General features: G+C 46.1%; 18 protein-coding genes. 8 read left to right on the top strand and 10 right to left on the bottom strand.

The genetic code is table 11. The features are described 5' to 3' along the window. The first annotated feature begins 40 nt into the window (after window positions 1-40). The 7 genes from TM_RS03525 to clpP are packed head-to-tail and all read left to right on the top strand — an operon-like array spanning window position 41 to window position 5819. Complete coding sequence (locus tag TM_RS03525; protein ID WP_004081072.1) at window positions 41-2005, top strand: bifunctional phosphoglycerate kinase/triose-phosphate isomerase; 1965 nt, start codon at window positions 41-43, stop codon at window positions 2003-2005. A 46-nt stretch (window positions 2006-2051) separates the two neighbouring features. After that, window positions 2052-2501 carry a GatB/YqeY domain-containing protein gene (locus tag TM_RS03530; RefSeq protein WP_004081070.1) on the top strand — a complete coding sequence of 150 codons (450 nt, stop codon included), beginning with the start codon at window positions 2052-2054 and terminating at the stop codon, window positions 2499-2501. Beyond that, window positions 2498-3148: a tRNA1(Val) (adenine(37)-N6)-methyltransferase gene (locus tag TM_RS03535; protein WP_004081068.1), complete on the top strand. Its 651-nt coding sequence runs from the start codon at window positions 2498-2500 to the stop codon at window positions 3146-3148. The genes TM_RS03530 and TM_RS03535 overlap by 4 nt, the downstream gene beginning before the upstream one ends. Continuing rightward, entirely contained in the window at window positions 3145-3654 is a 510-nt protein-coding gene (locus tag TM_RS03540) for a holo-[acyl-carrier-protein] synthase (protein ID WP_004081065.1), read from the top strand. The genes TM_RS03535 and TM_RS03540 overlap by 4 nt, the downstream gene beginning before the upstream one ends. A 5-nt stretch (window positions 3655-3659) precedes the next feature. Further along, complete coding sequence (locus tag TM_RS03545; protein WP_004081063.1) at window positions 3660-3932, top strand: flagellar protein FliT; 273 nt, start codon at window positions 3660-3662, stop codon at window positions 3930-3932. A 26-nt stretch (window positions 3933-3958) separates the two neighbouring features. Continuing rightward, window positions 3959-5236 (top strand): trigger factor, encoded by a 1278-nt coding sequence (tig, locus tag TM_RS03550; RefSeq protein WP_004081061.1) that lies wholly within the window; start codon window positions 3959-3961, stop codon window positions 5234-5236. Next, window positions 5208-5819, top strand: a complete 612-nt coding sequence (clpP, locus tag TM_RS03555; protein WP_004081059.1) for an ATP-dependent Clp endopeptidase proteolytic subunit ClpP — start codon at window positions 5208-5210, stop codon at window positions 5817-5819. Before tig ends, clpP begins: the two co-directional genes overlap by 29 nt. A gap of 17 nt (window positions 5820-5836) precedes the next feature. On the opposite strand, the gene TM_RS03560 is transcribed toward clpP, so the two are convergent. From TM_RS03560 to TM_RS03595, 8 genes are read right to left on the bottom strand one after another with little or no spacing between them, the layout of a single operon-like run. Next, window positions 5837-6490, bottom strand: a complete 654-nt coding sequence (locus TM_RS03560; RefSeq protein WP_004081057.1) for a lipid-binding SYLF domain-containing protein — start codon at window positions 6488-6490, stop codon at window positions 5837-5839. Between the two features lie 12 nt (window positions 6491-6502). Beyond that, a complete protein-coding gene (fliQ, locus tag TM_RS03565; protein ID WP_004081052.1) occupies window positions 6503-6769 on the bottom strand; it encodes a flagellar biosynthesis protein FliQ in 267 nt (88 codons plus the stop codon). Between the two features lie 6 nt (window positions 6770-6775). Beyond that, complete coding sequence (gene fliP / locus TM_RS03570; protein ID WP_004081051.1) at window positions 6776-7525, bottom strand: flagellar type III secretion system pore protein FliP; 750 nt, start codon at window positions 7523-7525, stop codon at window positions 6776-6778. Continuing rightward, window positions 7522-7815, bottom strand: a complete 294-nt coding sequence (locus TM_RS03575; protein ID WP_004081050.1) for a FliO/MopB family protein — start codon at window positions 7813-7815, stop codon at window positions 7522-7524. The genes fliP and TM_RS03575 overlap by 4 nt, the downstream gene beginning before the upstream one ends. A gap of 6 nt (window positions 7816-7821) precedes the next feature. Further along, window positions 7822-8184, bottom strand: coding sequence for a chemotaxis protein CheY (gene cheY, locus TM_RS03580; RefSeq protein ID WP_004081049.1), 363 nt, complete (start codon window positions 8182-8184; stop codon window positions 7822-7824). Between the two features lie 3 nt (window positions 8185-8187). Continuing rightward, window positions 8188-8643, bottom strand: coding sequence for a chemotaxis protein CheW (cheW, locus tag TM_RS03585; protein WP_010865187.1), 456 nt, complete (start codon window positions 8641-8643; stop codon window positions 8188-8190). 5 nt (window positions 8644-8648) lie between these two features. Further along, window positions 8649-10664 (bottom strand): chemotaxis protein CheA, encoded by a 2016-nt coding sequence (gene cheA, locus TM_RS03590; RefSeq protein ID WP_004081040.1) that lies wholly within the window; start codon window positions 10662-10664, stop codon window positions 8649-8651. Next, entirely contained in the window at window positions 10661-11887 is a 1227-nt protein-coding gene (locus TM_RS03595; protein ID WP_004081038.1) for a competence/damage-inducible protein A, read from the bottom strand. The genes cheA and TM_RS03595 overlap by 4 nt, the downstream gene beginning before the upstream one ends. A gap of 42 nt (window positions 11888-11929) precedes the next feature. Here TM_RS03595 and TM_RS03600 point away from each other — a divergent pair, with 42 nt between their 5' ends. Next, window positions 11930-12883: a protein-L-isoaspartate O-methyltransferase gene (locus TM_RS03600; RefSeq protein ID WP_004081036.1), complete on the top strand. Its 954-nt coding sequence runs from the start codon at window positions 11930-11932 to the stop codon at window positions 12881-12883. On the opposite strand, the gene TM_RS03605 is transcribed toward TM_RS03600, so the two are convergent. Together TM_RS03605 and TM_RS03610 are read right to left on the bottom strand one after the other, a co-directional pair. Further along, window positions 12847-13524 (bottom strand): ABC transporter ATP-binding protein, encoded by a 678-nt coding sequence (locus tag TM_RS03605; RefSeq protein ID WP_004081034.1) that lies wholly within the window; start codon window positions 13522-13524, stop codon window positions 12847-12849. The genes TM_RS03600 and TM_RS03605 overlap by 37 nt on opposite strands. A 5-nt stretch (window positions 13525-13529) precedes the next feature. Then, window positions 13530-16088 carry an FtsX-like permease family protein gene (locus TM_RS03610; protein ID WP_004081033.1) on the bottom strand — a complete coding sequence of 853 codons (2559 nt, stop codon included), beginning with the start codon at window positions 16086-16088 and terminating at the stop codon, window positions 13530-13532. Window positions 16089-16104 lie beyond the last annotated feature (16 nt).

The raw sequence follows: 16104 nt of genomic DNA on the forward strand, positions 1-16104 counted from the left end.
GTTTTCCCGCCCTTCTCAGACTCAAAAAGGGGGTGCGAACATGGAAAAAATGACCATAAGAGATGTTGATCTGAAAGGCAAGAGAGTCATAATGAGAGTGGACTTCAACGTTCCAGTGAAGGATGGGGTCGTTCAGGACGACACGAGAATAAGAGCCGCCCTTCCAACGATAAAGTACGCTCTTGAACAGGGTGCAAAGGTGATACTCCTGTCCCATCTTGGAAGGCCCAAGGGAGAACCTTCACCAGAGTTCAGCCTCGCACCTGTCGCCAAAAGACTCTCTGAGCTTCTTGGAAAAGAAGTGAAGTTTGTTCCCGCTGTTGTCGGTGATGAGGTGAAAAAGGCCGTTGAGGAGCTCAAAGAGGGAGAGGTTCTCCTCCTTGAAAACACCAGATTCCACCCGGGAGAGACCAAGAACGATCCTGAACTCGCGAAGTTCTGGGCTAGCCTCGCCGATATTCACGTGAACGATGCCTTCGGAACGGCGCACAGGGCACACGCTTCCAACGTTGGAATCGCACAGTTTATTCCCAGCGTAGCGGGATTCCTCATGGAAAAAGAGATAAAGTTCCTTTCCAAGGTGACTTATAATCCAGAAAAACCGTACGTTGTGGTTCTTGGAGGAGCAAAGGTATCTGACAAAATCGGCGTCATCACGAACCTCATGGAGAAAGCCGACAGAATTCTCATAGGTGGAGCCATGATGTTCACCTTCCTGAAGGCTCTTGGCAAAGAGGTTGGATCGTCCAGGGTTGAAGAAGACAAGATCGACCTCGCAAAAGAACTCCTCGAAAAAGCGAAAGAAAAGGGTGTTGAGATCGTTCTTCCCGTTGATGCCGTTATCGCTCAGAAGATCGAACCCGGTGTGGAAAAGAAGGTTGTCAGAATCGACGACGGGATACCCGAAGGATGGATGGGCCTCGACATAGGACCCGAGACAATTGAGCTCTTCAAGCAGAAGCTCTCCGATGCAAAAACCGTTGTCTGGAACGGGCCAATGGGAGTCTTCGAAATAGACGATTTCGCTGAAGGCACGAAGCAGGTCGCACTTGCGATCGCAGCGCTCACGGAAAAGGGAGCGATCACCGTTGTGGGTGGAGGAGACAGCGCCGCGGCGGTGAACAAGTTCGGTCTGGAAGACAAATTCTCCCACGTTTCAACGGGCGGAGGGGCTTCTCTCGAATTCCTTGAAGGAAAAGAACTTCCTGGTATTGCCAGCATCGCGGATAAAAAAAAAATAACTCGTAAACTGATCCTCGCTGGGAACTGGAAGATGCATAAAACGATCTCGGAAGCGAAAAAGTTTGTGTCGCTGCTCGTGAACGAACTTCACGACGTGAAAGAGTTCGAAATAGTGGTCTGTCCTCCGTTCACAGCTCTATCTGAAGTGGGGGAAATACTCTCTGGTAGAAACATCAAATTGGGAGCTCAAAACGTTTTCTACGAAGACCAGGGAGCGTTCACCGGGGAGATTTCTCCTCTCATGCTGCAAGAGATCGGCGTTGAATACGTGATCGTGGGACATTCCGAGAGAAGGCGTATTTTCAAAGAAGACGACGAGTTCATAAACAGGAAAGTGAAAGCGGTGCTTGAAAAAGGTATGACTCCTATTCTCTGCGTTGGAGAAACACTCGAGGAAAGAGAGAAAGGGCTCACTTTCTGCGTTGTGGAAAAACAGGTGAGAGAAGGTTTCTACGGTCTCGACAAAGAGGAAGCAAAGAGAGTGGTAATAGCTTACGAGCCAGTCTGGGCAATCGGGACAGGAAGGGTGGCGACACCACAGCAGGCACAGGAAGTACACGCGTTCATAAGAAAGCTGCTCTCAGAGATGTACGACGAGGAAACAGCGGGATCGATAAGGATTCTCTACGGTGGAAGCATAAAGCCGGACAATTTCCTCGGTCTCATCGTTCAGAAGGATATAGATGGTGGTCTCGTTGGAGGAGCGAGTCTCAAAGAGTCTTTCATAGAACTTGCACGAATAATGAGAGGTGTGATTTCCTGAGGCCCCGCCCCGCGGGGTCTCGATTTTTGGGAGGAGGTATTCGGACATGTCCCTGAAGGAGAAACTAATGTCAGATCTGAAAGAAGCCATGAAAAACAAAGACATGGTAAGGATGAACACCCTTCGTATGATACTCACAACCTTGAAGAACTTGGAAGTGGAGAAGATGAAGGAAGCCACGGATGAAGAAGTGATGGAAGCGTTGATGAAGGAAGCCAAGAAAAGAAGAGAAGCAATAGAGGAATATGAAAAACACGGCAGAGAAGAACTCGCGGAGAAGGAAAGGAAGGAACTGGAAATCATAGAGTCGTACCTTCCAAAACAGCTTTCGGAGGACGAGATAAGAAAGATCGTCATGGAAGCGATAAACGAGGTGGGTGCTTCTTCCCCAAAGGATCTGGGGAAGGTCATGAAGGTAGTGATGCCAAAGGTGAAGGGAAGAGCGGATGGAAAACTTGTGAACAAGATGGTCAGAGAGATTCTGGAATCGTTATGAAGTTCGACCCCGATATCATCAGGTGTGTCGAAATAGTGGACGCGGGACCTCAGCACAGACCCACTCACGCTTCTTCTCTTCTTGTGTGGTACACGAGGCCGTCTAAGAACGTCAGAAGCGTTCTTGAACTTGGAAGCGGTGTGGGAACGGTGAGTTTTGCCCTCGCAAAGCTCTACAACGTGAAAGTGGTCGGAGTGGAAAAAGAAAAGGAGCTGTACGAAAAAGCACTCGAAGGTATCTCGTTGAACAAACTCGAAGAAAGAGTCTCTTTCGTGAACTCCTCTGTGGAAGAACTTTCCTTTCCTCCGGAATCTTTCGATATGGTTGTTTCGAATCCTCCTCATCACACAAAGGTTAAGAGCCCCAACCGCTTGAGAGCTTCTACCCGGAGCATCGAAAGGAGAGACATAGAAGGATTCGTCCAGGCGACGTTTCGTTTTTTGAAAAATGGAGGAACGGCCGTCTACGTTCTCTCACCGGAGAACCTCATGGAGTGGCTGGAAATGTTTGTGTCTTTCAGACTGGAGCCCAAGAGAATGTGTTTTGTCCATGGTAAAATTGAAAAGGCTGCAACTCTTGTTCTTTTGAGATTGAGGAAAAACGGAAAAAGGGGATTGATTGTAGATCCTCCGGTGATTCTCTCATGATAGTCGGTGTGGGTATTGATGTTCTGGAGGTAGAAAGAGTTCCGGAAAAATTCGCAGAAAGAATCCTTGGTGAATCAGAGAAGAGACTGTTCCTGACGAGAAAGCGCAGGAGGGAATTCATTGCAGGGAGATTCGCTCTAAAGGAAGCTTTTTTCAAGGCTCTGGGAACGGGTTTGAATGGGCACAGCTTCACGGATGTGGAATTTCTGGAAAGCAACGGGAAACCAGTTCTGTGCGTTCATAAGGATTTCGGCTTCTTCAACTACGCTCATGTTTCACTTTCTCACGATAGATTCGCTGTGGCTCTTGTTGTTCTCGAAAAAAGAAAAGGTGATATCATTGTAGAAGGTGACGAAAGCTTTTTGAGGAAAAGGTTCGAAGTCCTTGAAAGGTCAGTCGAAGGGTGGGAGATAGAGACTTCACTCCCACCGTTTACTTTGAAGAAACTGCTGGAAAGCTCGGGTTGCAGGCTTGTGAGGTATGGTAACATCCTCATCGGAGAGTGAGAGAAATGAACATCGATGAGATAGAAAGAAAAATAGACGAAGCGATTGAGAAGGAAGACTATGAAACGCTTCTTTCTCTTTTGAATAAAAGGAAAGAGTTGATGGAAGGACTCCCAAAGGACAAACTGTCTGAGATCCTTGAAAAGGACAGAAAAAGATTGGAAATCATCGAAAAGAGAAAGACAGCGCTTTTTCAGGAGATCAATGTTATCAGAGAAGCCAGATCGTCTCTTCAAAAGAACATATGGACCAGAGGAGATACCTTAGGGAGAGGATAAAAACACGACAGGAGGGATGAACAGTAATGGAAGTGAAGGAGCTTGAAAGAGACAAAAACCGAGTTGTGCTGGAGTACGTTTTTGGAGCAGAAGAAATCGCGCAGGCCGAGGACAAAGCGGTCAGGTACTTGAACCAGAGAGTGGAGATTCCAGGATTCAGAAAAGGACGAATCCCAAAGAATGTCCTGAAGATGAAGCTCGGTGAAGAATTTCAGGAGTACACGCTCGACTTTCTCATGGACCTCATACCAGACACGCTCAAAGACAGAAAGCTCATTTTGTCTCCTATAGTGACCGAAAGAGAACTGAAGGACGTCACTGCCAGAGTGGTGGTGGAGGTTCATGAAGAACCGGAAGTGAGAATAGGTGACATTTCGAAGATAGAAGTGGAAAAAGTGGACGAGGAAAAGGTCCTGGAAAAATACGTGGAAAGGAGAATAGAGGATCTCAGAGAAAGTCACGCTCTCCTCGAGCCCAAAGAAGGACCCGCTGAAGCGGGAGATCTCGTGAGAGTGAACATGGAAGTGTACAACGAGGAGGGAAAAAAACTCACCTCTCGTGAATACGAATACGTGATAAGTGAGGACGAAGACAGACCCTTTGTGAAAGACCTCGTGGGAAAGAAGAAAGGCGACGTTGTGGAAATTGAGAGGGAGTACGAGGGAAAGAAGTACACATACAAGCTCGAAGTGGAAGAAGTGTACAAACGCACCCTTCCAGAGATCGGTGATGAACTTGCAAAGTCAGTGAACAACGAATTCGAAACACTGGAACAGCTGAAAGAATCTCTGAAGAAAGAGGGAAAAGAGATCTACGATGTGGAAATGAAAGAGAGCATGAGAGAGCAACTTCTTGAGAAACTCCCTGAAATTGTGGAGATCGAGATATCTGATAGGACTCTGGAGATACTCGTTAACGAAGCGATCAACAGGTTGAAGAGAGAAGGAAGGTACGAACAGATCGTGAGTTCGTATGAGAGCGAGGAGAAATTCAGAGAAGAACTGAAGGAGAGAATTCTGGATGACATAAAGAGAGACAGAGTGATAGAGGTTCTCGCACAGGAGAAGGGGATCAGCGTGAACGATGAGGAACTCGAGAAAGAAGCGGAGGAACTCGCTCCTTTCTGGGGAATCTCTCCTGATCGTGCTAAGAGCCTTGTCAAAGCACGGCAGGACCTCAGAGAAGAATTGAGATGGGCTATTCTGAAAAGAAAAGTGCTCGATCTGTTACTTCAGGAAGTCAAGGTGAAAGTGGTTGAACCAAAAGGAGAGGGTGATGACAGTGAAGGAAAAGAAGATAATTGATCAATACGTTCCCATAGTCGTTGAGTCTACGGGAAGGTACGAGAGAGCCTACGACATCTTCTCGAGGCTCCTAAAGGACAGAATAGTTTTCCTCGGATCCCCCATAGACGACTATGTTGCAAACCTGGTCATAGCTCAACTTCTGTTTCTTGAGGCGGAGGATCCGGATAAAGACGTCTACCTCTACATAAACTCCCCCGGAGGTTCTGTGACGGCGGGACTCGCTATCTACGATACGATGCAGTACATAAAGTGTGATGTCTCAACCATATGTGTAGGACAGGCGGCTTCCATGGCGGCTGTGCTCCTCGCAGCCGGTGCAAAGGGAAAAAGGTACGCGCTTCCGAACGCTCGAATAATGATACACCAGCCGCTCGGTGGTGCTGAGGGACCTGCCAAGGATGTGGAGATCATCACGAGAGAGCTTCTGAGAATAAAAGATCTTCTCAACAGAATTCTGAGTAAACACACGGGACAGCCGATTGAAAAGATAGAAAAAGACACAGACAGAGATTTCTTCATGAGTGCAGAAGAAGCGAAAGAGTACGGGATAGTCGATAAAGTCGTCAGCACAAGAGAGTAAGGGCACCGGAAGGTGCCCTATTCTTCTGTCAATTTTTCGTTCAGAAGGTTTACGATCTTTTCTGCCCTTCCCGAGACTTCTCTTCTCAGTATTTCTTCAGGTTCGATTCTGTACACGTTGTAGTACTCCCTTGTGAGATCTAAGTCGACGTCTATCTTTGCCCCTTCTAAGGAAAAACCCGCGTAGAACCCACGTGCTATTGAATACGAATAGACGGAAGCGTCAAGATTGTAATCGGCGCTGAGTCTTCTTCCAAGAGGTCCCGCCGCGACGCTCAGTGATCCTCCCAGGGTGATGTTTCCTTCGGCGAAGGCATCGACATTTTCCATGATGACGGCTATGAGAGAAACTGATTGAAATCCTATCTGCGGACCGAAGCTCAATCCGTACATTTTCACAAACAGAGGGCCGTACCAGGTGTTCGTCTCTGGGTCTCTTTTCAAAAGCACTCCCTGGCCGTACTGCCCTCCCAGTACCCAGCCGAGTTTCAGGTATTTGGGCACGATGAATATGCCCCTGGCCCTCTCGAGAAGTGAGAGAAACGCACCGCTGTCCGGTTGATCGAGAAACTCTTTCAGTGCGAGGAACGATTCATCGATTATATCAAGCGCACTTGCGAAAGAAAACAGCGAAGATGTGAGGATCGTTAAAGCAACGAGGAATTGTTTCACCTCATCACCTCCTCAGATCATCTGGAAGTACTTCTGAAGCATTTCACTGAAGAAGTCGAGGATTTTCTGCGCCATCCAGCCGCTCAGAAACAGGATCGTGAGAAACAGCACAATTATTCTTGGAGCGAACATCAGCGTCTGCTCATGGATTTGAGTGACGGCCTGAAAGATGCTGATCACAAGCCCCACGATGAGACTCACAACGAGGGGTGGTACGATGATCTCCAGCAGAAGACTTATTCCGCTTTTCATTATATCCAGAAAGACCTCAATGGTCACGGCAAATCACCTCGCAAAACTCTTTATCAGCCCTTCTACAAGCAGATCCCAGCCGTTTGCCATGACGAAAATGAGAATTTTGAACGGCAGAGAAACGAAAACCGGAGGTATCATGATCATTCCCATCGCTAACAGTATGCTGGCCACTATCATGTCTATCACTATGAAAGGCACGTAAAGAACAACTCCCATTTTGAAGGCAACTTCCAGTTCTCCCAGAACAAAGGCTGGTATCAGAACGGCATTCGGTGCTTCTTCGATTTTTGCGATTTCAATGCCGGAGTTTTTCGCGAGCATGAAAACGTTATCCTCGTTGTGGTGATTCTTCAGTTCGTTGATCATGAACTCTCTTATACGGGTGTTTACCCGTTGAAACATCTCCTGATAGCCTGTTTCTTTGTTCAAATACGGCGTTATGGCATTGTTGTAGATATCGTTCCAGACGGGCTGCATGATGAGAAATGTGAGAAAAAGGGCAAGACCTATCATAACCTGGTTAGGAGGAGTTTGACGCGTTCCAAGAGCGTTTCTGAAGAGTGAAAAGACAACGATTATGCGTGTGAATGAGGTGAAGAGAACGAGGATGGAGGGTGCAAGTGCCAGAACGGTGAGTACGAGAAGGATCTCGAGAGTAACGACGAGGTCCTCTGGTTCTTCGGCAGGTCTTACACCTATGGATATCGAAGGAAAAGGTATTTCCTGAGAAAAATACAAAAGGGGAAGAAAGATCAAAAGAATCAGAAGAAGCTTTCTCATTTAATTTTTCTCCCCAGCTTTTTGAAGAACATACTGGAAAAAGATTTTTCTTCGTAGTCCTCCAGTTTCTTTATGACGGTGGCACCGGAATCTGTTACCAAAATGACGAGATATTCATCGATTACCCTGACAATGGCGATGAAAGTTTTCCTATCCAGGTAGTGTCTCTCCAGAACGGAAATGCTGGATCCCTTTTGAATGAAGGTTCCCCGCTTCACAAAATAGTAAACCAGAAGAAGAAAGAAGAGAACTATTCCGAAAGCCAGAAGAAACTGCAGAATCCCACTCATGGGATTTCACTTCGAAACCTTGTTGAGAGCCTCTACCACCCTGGAAGGCTGGAAGGGTTTCACAATGAAGTCTTTCGCTCCAGCTTTTATAGCTTCTATGACCATTGCCTGCTGTCCCATGGCACTGCAGACGATGATCTTTGCGTTGGGGTCGATCTTCATGATCTCTTTGATCGCATCGATACCGTTCATCTCCGGCATGGTGATGTCCATCGTGACGATGTCCGGTTTGAGTTCCTTGTATTTTTCAACGGCTTCACGACCGTTTGTTGCTTCCCCTGCAACTTCGTATCCCGCTTTTGTGATGATATCTTTCAACATCATCCTCATGAACGCTGCATCATCGACTATCAAAACTCTCTTTCCCATCTTTTACACACCCTCCTTAACGGTTATTTCTTCGATTATCTTGTCGATATCCAGATAGATGATGAGCCTTCCGTCGGTTTTTACAAGACCCTTTGATTTTTTACCGAATTTATCGGACACATTTGTCAAATCGAGCTGATTCTCGGTTATTCTCAGGACTCCCAGGACTCTATCAACAAGAAATCCCACTTCTACATCCTTCGTTCTGGCGACAATTATACTCTTCATCTTTTGCTCGTCGAATGAAATACCCAGAATCTTCGCAAGGTTCACCACAGGAATGATTCTTCCTCTTAGATTGATCACACCCTCTACGAAGTGTCTTGATTTTGGCACAGGTGTTATATCGGATTTCTCAATCACCATTTCTATGTTGTCGACATCAAAAGCCAGTGCCTGTTCATCTATTTCGAAAGATAGAACTTCGAACTCTTTCAAAGCATCCGCCAATGTTTTCACCCCCGTTATACAATGCCGGAGACGTTGATTATCAGCGCTATACTACCATCACCGAGAATAGCTGCTCCGCTGAATTCCTTCACCTCAGAGAACACCTTTCCAAGAGATTTTATCACGATATCGTCCTGACCGAGAAGATCGTCTACGACGATACCGTACTTCCTGTTTCCTACCCTCACAATAACCGCTTCCATCTCCTCCAGTTCTTCTTTGTGCTCTATTTGAAGCACTTCCCACAGACGGTAAACGGGTATCACTTCTCCTCTTATGACTATCACATCTCTGTCCTGAACTCTTTGAATATCCTCTTTTGAAATGCTGAGTATTGTGTCTATGTTCGCTATCGGAATCGCGTAGACGAGATTGTTGACTTTGACGAGGAGCGCCTGAATGATGGCCAGAGTGAGCGGTAGTCTTATCGTAACTTTTGTTCCTTTATCTTTCTCGCTTTCTATGCTTATGCTACCATTCAAAGATTCCACCACATTTTTCACGACATCCATTCCCACGCCTCTTCCGGAGACTTCTGAGACTTTTTCCTTTGTGGAGAATCCCGGAACGAAGAGGAAGTTCAGAATCTCCTGATCAGAAAGGGTAGCGGCCTTTGATTCATCTATGAGTCCCTTTTCTATGGCTTTTCTGATGATCTTTTCCTTGTCTATACCCCTTCCGTCATCTTCGACTTCTATTACCACGTTGTTTCCCTCGTGACGTGCCGAGAGAATGAGTGTTCCAATGGGGGGTTTTCCTTTGGCTATTCGTTCTTCTTTGGGTTCTATACCGTGGTCGATGGCGTTTCTCAGGAGATGGAGCAGGGGTTCGCCAATTTCTTCAACGAACGTTCTGTCGAGCTCTGTGTCTTCTCCTCTCATGATGAAATTCACTTCTTTGTTCATCTTTTTGGCAAGGTCTCTCACCATTCGAGGGAATCTGTTGAAAACAAAGGAGATGGGAACCATTCTGATCTTCATCACAACATTCTGAAGGTCTAAGGTGATCCTGCTGAGATGAGACAAACTCTCATCCAGTTCTTTTATGTTGTATTTCTTGAGCGTTTCCAGTATTCTGCTCCTTGCGATGACCAGTTCTCCCATCAAATCCATCAAATTGTCCAGTTTCTCTATATCTACCCTGACTGTTTGCGAAATAACCTTTTTTCTTTCGGCCTTTTCCTCAGTTTTTTCAGTTTTCTCTTCTTTCTCGGTTCTTTTCTCAGCCCCTGATTCTTCGGTGACGGCGGTTACTTCTTTTATTATTACCCTCTCTATATCGGCGATGCTTGACAGAGCTTCAGAGAGTTTCTCCAGATCCACAGGGGAGATTACGAAGAGTTCCACTTCGTTTTCGAATTTCTCTTCTTCTATCTCTTCAACCGAAGGAATCGTTCTCACAACTTCACACTTCAGTTCTTCAAGCTTGTGGAAAACGAGGTAAATCCTGGCGGATTTCAACTGCGTTCCTTCTTTGAGAATCACTTTAATATAAAACGTTTTGAAACCCTTGTTTCTCGCTTCCTGAAGAACGTGGGCAACTTCTTCAGGAAGAACTACGACTTCTTCATTGCTTGTTGATTCTCCTTTGTGTTCTTCCTCACCCTTTGTTTCCGTTTCATTTTTGATTTCTGAAGGCTTCTCTTTTCCCGATGATGCAAAGCTTTTTATGGTGTCGGAGAACACGTCTATGTTTTCTCCGATGTCGTCACTTCCCTCGGAGACGATCTTATCAACCATTCTGGTTATCATATCGACCCCCGCGAAGATCTTATCGAGGAGATCGGAAGTTATCTTTATCTCGCTGTTTCTGGCTTTATCGAGGATGTTTTCTAAGGTATGGCAGAGCTTCGCCATACTGGAAAACCCCATTGTACCTGCCATTCCTTTCAGGGTATGAAGAGCCCTGAACGCTTCGTTTATGAGTTCCATATCTTCGGGATTTTTCTCCAATTCGAGGAGGGTATCGTTCAGATTTTGAAGGTATTCTTTTGTCTCATCGACAAACACTCCGAGATATTCTTCCATCATACTCTTTCACGCCCCTTCAAGTATTTTCTGAGGTTTTCCAGGGCCATCATAGCGGATCTGGTTCTTATCATGTTTCGATCGCCTGTAAAATTATACCTCATAGTAATGTGTTCATGTTCAAAGATATCTATGAAAACTGTACCTACGGGTTTCTCCGGAGTACCACCTGATGGGCCTGCTATTCCGGAGATAGAGACGCAGATATCTGCACCGGTGAGTTTTTTTAGCCCCTCCGTCATCTCCTGTACACATTCTTCGCTCACCGCACCGTGTTTTTTGAGAGTGTCCTCTCTAACACCGAGGATGTGTTTTTTCAGATCGTTGCTGTAGGCTACCACACCTCCTATGAAAACCTCTGAAGCCCCCGGCACGTTCACCACCAAAGATGAGAGCATGCCACCCGTGCAGGATTCTGCAACGGCGAGCGTTTTTTTCCTGTCTTTCAGGAGTCTAACCACGACTTCTTCCATCTTTTCGTCGTTTACACCGTAGAGGTGTTCGCCAGTCTTATCGAGAATCTTTTTCACCATCTCGTCCAGATATTCTTTGTTCTTCATATGGGTGGTCAATCTGAGTCGTACTCCTTCTACATGATCGGCCATGGTGGCTACTTCCACTATGTTCTGGGAGTAAAGAATATCTTTCAAAAGATCTTCGAGAACGGCTTCGGGAATGCTGTAGTATTTCAAAACAACCTGATACAGGGCATCTGGAGTTCTCAATCGATCTTTCAGTGCGTTGAACATGGGGATCAGCTCTCTGGGAGGTCCCGGCAGGAGAATCACGATTTTCCCATCCACAGTGAGGAGTTGTCCTGGAGCACTTCCCACAGGGTTGTCCAGAACTTCGGCACCGTCTATTACTAAAGCCTGTCTTTCAATGTTCTGCGGTATTTCAGAATGGTATTTTTTTATCTTCTCTTTTATCTTCGAGAGGAGTTCTTCATTGAGTTTGAGACTCCTGTTCAGCACTTTTGCGACTGCATCCCGGGTGAGATCGTCCTGTGTGGGGCCGAGTCCTCCTGTGAGGATGAGTAGATCGACCTTGAGAAGGAGGGTTTTCACTTCTTCTGAGATGGAGATCAAATCATCTCCTACCGTTGATACCTTGACAACTCTATATCCCAGATTCTTCAATTCCTGGCAGAGAAACTGTGCGTTTTTGTTGAGTATCAAACCTTCCAGCAGTTCACTTCCGATAGTGATGATCGCTGCTTTCTTCATACGATCCCTCCTCAGTGATATGATAACACACAGGGGGATGTTATGAGAGAAAAGCTCTTTTGGATTCTTAAAAAGTACGGTGTGAGCGATCACATCGCGAAGGCTTTTCTGGAAATACCCCGTGAGGAGTTCCTGACGAAGTCCTACCCACTCTCTTACGTTTACGAGGATATCGTTCTGGTTTCCTACGATGATGGAGAAGAATACAGCACTTCCAGTCAGCCCTCTTTGATGGCGCTGTTTATGGAGTGGGTGGGTCTGGACAAAGGAATGAGAGTCCTCGAAATAGGCGGAGGAACGGGTTACAACGCTGCCGTGATGAGCAGAGTTGTGGGTGAGAAAGGCCTTGTGGTCTCCGTGGAATATTCGAGGAAAATCTGCGAGATCGCGAAAAGGAACGTGGAACGCCTTGGAATAGAGAACGTTATTTTTGTCTGTGGCGATGGATACTACGGTGTTCCGGAGTTTTCCCCGTACGATGTTATCTTCGTAACAGTCGGTGTGGATGAGGTGCCGGAGACGTGGTTCACTCAACTCAAAGAAGGTGGGAGGGTGATAGTACCTATCAATTTGAAACTTTCAAGAAGACAGCCCGCTTTCCTGTTCAAAAAAAAGGATCCGTATCTTGTGGGAAACTACAAACTGGAAACCAGGTTCATAACGGCAGGGGGCAATCTCGGAAATCTTCTCGAGAGGAACAGAAAGCTTTTGAGAGAATTTCCATTCAACAGAGAGATCTTACTCGTACGTTCTCATATCTTCGTGGAGCTGGTGGATCTCCTCACCAGGAGACTCACAGAGATTGATGGAACGTTCTACTACGCTGGGCCAAACGGCGTGGTAGAGTTTCTCGATGACAGGATGAGAATCTACGGGGACGCTCCAGAGATAGAGAACCTTTTAACTCAGTGGGAAAGCTGCGGCTACAGGAGCTTCGAGTATCTCATGCTTCATGTGGGTTACAACGCTTTTTCACATATATCCTGTTCTATTTGACCGTCTCTTATTCTTATAACCCGGTCCGCTTTCTCTGCTATTCTTTCATCGTGAGTCACGACCACCAGTGTGGAATTCTCCTTCATTTCCATCAGAAGATCTATGATCATTCTCCCCGTCTCGTTGTCCAGAGCACCGGTGGGTTCATCTGCCCATATGACTTTTGGATTGTGGACGATGGCCCTCGCGATGGCGACACGCTGTTTTTCCCCTCCGGAGAGTTCTTCGGGGAACCTGTCGCACTTGTGAGCCAGCCCCACTTTCCTCAAGATTTCGAAGGCTCGTTCTCTTGCCTCTTTTCTGTTCACACCCAGAATGAGCAGAGGTAGTTCCACATTTTCAATGGCGGTGAGGACAGGAACGAGATTGAAGAACTGGAACACAAACCCCATGTTTTCCGCTCTGAACCTCGTTCTTTCCTCTTCTGAGAGCGTGTACAGGTCTGTTCCATGGATTATCACAGTTCCCCTTGTAGGGCGATCCACACCAGAAAGACAATTCAGAAGCGTTGTCTTTCCAGAACCGGAGGGGCCCAGTATCACAACAAACTCTCCCGTGTTTATTCTTAGATTTATACCCTTCAAGGCTGTTACTTTCTCTTTCCCATTGTATTCCTTCCACAGATTGTGAACCTCGATCAAAGCCTTCACTCTCCTTCCTTCATGGCTTCGAGTGGTGAGAGTTTTGACATCATGAGGCTCGGTATCACCATAACGGCTGAAGCAAGGGCGATCACTGTGAGGAGCGAAAGAAGGATAGAAGCTGTTGGTACGGAAACCATGAAAGTTCCGAGGCTTTCAGACATCGCTTCTGAAACGAAATACCCCATGAGAACACCTGAGACGGTACCTATGAGTATTCCTCCGAAGAGGAAGAAAAGGTGTTCTATCAGGAAAGAAGCTACCAGCTGGTTTATTTTCATCCCCACGGCACGGAGTGTTCCCATTATCTTTATCCTGGAAAAATACGATTTCAGAACGAAGAGTAAGAGCCCGGAGGAGGCGGATAAGAATCCAAACAGGAAAATGAACTTTATCACGCTGACGAGCCCCTCTATTCCGCTGTAGAGTTTTTTGAATTCTTCATCCAAAAAGAAAGGATAGGCAAACTTTGAAAAGTAAAACTGTTTCACGCTGGAAGCACTGCTCTCTTCAACTCTTCCAAGGAGCAGGGATAGGGGTTTTACGTCACTGGGAACGTTTGAAATCGGTGCAATCATGTCGATCGGAACCAGATAATCGTTCTTGTTGTAGATCCCCGCTACTTTAAACTTAACTTCTTTTCTTCCACCGAGCGGAAGGATGGACTTCAGAGTACCTGTTATTTCTTCAAGATCAACGGGATCTCCTATCAAGGCGGTATCAGAGGCTTCCAGAGATCTCGCAGATCCCCGGAGAAGCTTCAGCGTTGAGTTTCTAAAGAACGATTCATCAACGAAAGCGATCATTTTTTCTCCTCTTTCCGTTTTCAAAGTGTAGAGGTAAACTCTGGAAGGATCTTTCAGTTCCTCGTGGACGGGAAGAGATGTTTTCGCCAACAAGGACCTGAATGGATTTTCCAGAACCAGAAAGTTGTATCCAAAGAGTCCTCCTTTCACCTTTTCTTGAACGAATCGGTCCGCGCTGGCCGATAGTATATTGAAAACAGTGACGGAGAAAATCAGGAAAGCGAAGGTCAGGGAAACTGTGATGCCTTTCTTCGGAAAGCGCTGGACGTAGGACAATCCTATCAGTAGGGAAAGATTGCCCCTGGACATGAGGTTGTTGAAAACGTTTTTTGAAAGAAGAACCACCGAAAAAACCAGAAGAGTCACACCAAAGAAAATGGCGGACCCTTTGTTCAGAGATGAAAAGATGAAGGCTTTCTCACTTTGAAGATTCAAACTGGAAAAGAGCCCCATACCGAGATTCAAAGTACCGAGAGCCATCATGATGAATGGATTTCTGAGTTTGATGGCGATGATCAGTGACAGCAAAACCACAGAAAACACCCGAAGTTCGGAGAAGAAAAGAACGAAACTCAAAAGCACAGCAAAGATCACGAGTTTCCAAGAGACATCCAGCTGTTCTCTCATTTCTCTGTAAATGGGTGGTTTTCCCGTTATTTCTCTCGCTTTCAGAAAGAAAAGGAACATCGGGAAAAGAACCCCGAGTCCAAGGGAAAGAAGAAGTGTACTGATCGAAAGGTGAAATCCTATTTTATCAAAGTGGAAAAACGAAGATGAGATCACATCAACGACTTCCTGAAAACGACTCAAAAGAAACTTTCCGACGAAAATTCCGATCAACACACCCACTGATGCCGATATCAAAGAATACATGAATCCTTCCAAAAGCAGTATTCCCCACTCTTCCATCTTTCTTAGTCCTATCTTTCGCAGAGTCACGAGTGTGGAGCTCCTGTCTCTTATCACGTCCTCACAGAACATGTAAAAAACCAGGAAACCAACGAAGATCGAAATACCGGAAAAGGCGAGTGTCACGTAGGCAAGGGATTTGTTGATCGGAGATTTGAGAAAGCTGTACTTTATATTCCTCACCCTGAGATTTGTTTCTATGGTTGTTTCTTCGTGCTTTTCAACCGGAAGATCGTAGTGAAGGTAACACTTCGTGGGAAAAACTCCGTCAAAATCTTTCACGTTGATGAAAACAGTTCCCGAGAGGCTCGCCGATTCGCCTTTGAAATTCAAAAAACCTTTCTCACCGATTTTTACAACGGTGAATTCCTTACTCCCCGATGAGAAAAGCAGTGTGATTCTGTCTCCCACCTTCAAGTTCATCAGTTCTGCGATGGATTTTCCAACTAAGGCCTCTCCTGGATTCAAAGTCAGTGACTCGCCAACGAAATCTGAGAGGTATTCCGGTTCTGTGGCTATCACGAGAACGTCCAGAGTGCTGTTTAGCCTGGCGCTGTCTTCTGAGACCGGGAGAACACCTTTCACTTGTTTTTTCAGGTTTTCTATTTCAGAATCGTCGATTTTTGAGGTTGCAAATGAGAAAAAGAGAAAGGAAGGGCTTTTTGGCTCCGCCACGGCATCTGCGTTGCCGAAGTTTTCTTCTATCCTTTCCCATTTCCACACGTTTATCGAATCCGAAAGGGACAGCGCTCCCGTTACCAGTGACAAGCTGATGGCCAATCCTAAGATCACAACGAGGGAGATTTTCAAATTTTTTGTGAAGTTTCTCAGAGCGATTTTCAAGATCACAGATGTTCCCTCCACA

Origin of the sequence: Thermotoga maritima MSB8 (assembly GCF_000008545.1) — a bacterium.
GTDB lineage: Bacteria > Thermotogota > Thermotogae > Thermotogales > Thermotogaceae > Thermotoga > Thermotoga maritima.

What these genes read in the sequence shown, in the direction of transcription:
- fliP (WP_004081051.1), bottom strand. Translation starts at nt 7,525, where the DNA reads ATGAGAAAGCTTCTTCTGATTCTTTTGATCTTTCTTCCCCTTTTGTAT.
- TM_RS03595 (WP_004081038.1), bottom strand. Translation starts at nt 11,887, where the DNA reads ATGAAGAAAGCAGCGATCATCACTATCGGAAGTGAACTGCTGGAAGGT.
- TM_RS03535 (WP_004081068.1), top strand. Translation starts at nt 2,498, where the DNA reads ATGAAGTTCGACCCCGATATCATCAGGTGTGTCGAAATAGTGGACGCG.
- TM_RS03530 (WP_004081070.1), top strand. Translation starts at nt 2,052, where the DNA reads ATGTCCCTGAAGGAGAAACTAATGTCAGATCTGAAAGAAGCCATGAAA.
- tig (WP_004081061.1), top strand. Translation starts at nt 3,959, where the DNA reads ATGGAAGTGAAGGAGCTTGAAAGAGACAAAAACCGAGTTGTGCTGGAG.
- TM_RS03575 (WP_004081050.1), bottom strand. Translation starts at nt 7,815, where the DNA reads ATGAGTGGGATTCTGCAGTTTCTTCTGGCTTTCGGAATAGTTCTCTTC.
- TM_RS03525 (WP_004081072.1), top strand. Translation starts at nt 41, where the DNA reads ATGGAAAAAATGACCATAAGAGATGTTGATCTGAAAGGCAAGAGAGTC.
- cheA (WP_004081040.1), bottom strand. Translation starts at nt 10,664, where the DNA reads ATGATGGAAGAATATCTCGGAGTGTTTGTCGATGAGACAAAAGAATAC.
- cheY (WP_004081049.1), bottom strand. Translation starts at nt 8,184, where the DNA reads ATGGGAAAGAGAGTTTTGATAGTCGATGATGCAGCGTTCATGAGGATG.
- TM_RS03545 (WP_004081063.1), top strand. Translation starts at nt 3,660, where the DNA reads ATGAACATCGATGAGATAGAAAGAAAAATAGACGAAGCGATTGAGAAG.
- TM_RS03600 (WP_004081036.1), top strand. Translation starts at nt 11,930, where the DNA reads ATGAGAGAAAAGCTCTTTTGGATTCTTAAAAAGTACGGTGTGAGCGAT.
- TM_RS03540 (WP_004081065.1), top strand. Translation starts at nt 3,145, where the DNA reads ATGATAGTCGGTGTGGGTATTGATGTTCTGGAGGTAGAAAGAGTTCCG.
- clpP (WP_004081059.1), top strand. Translation starts at nt 5,208, where the DNA reads ATGACAGTGAAGGAAAAGAAGATAATTGATCAATACGTTCCCATAGTC.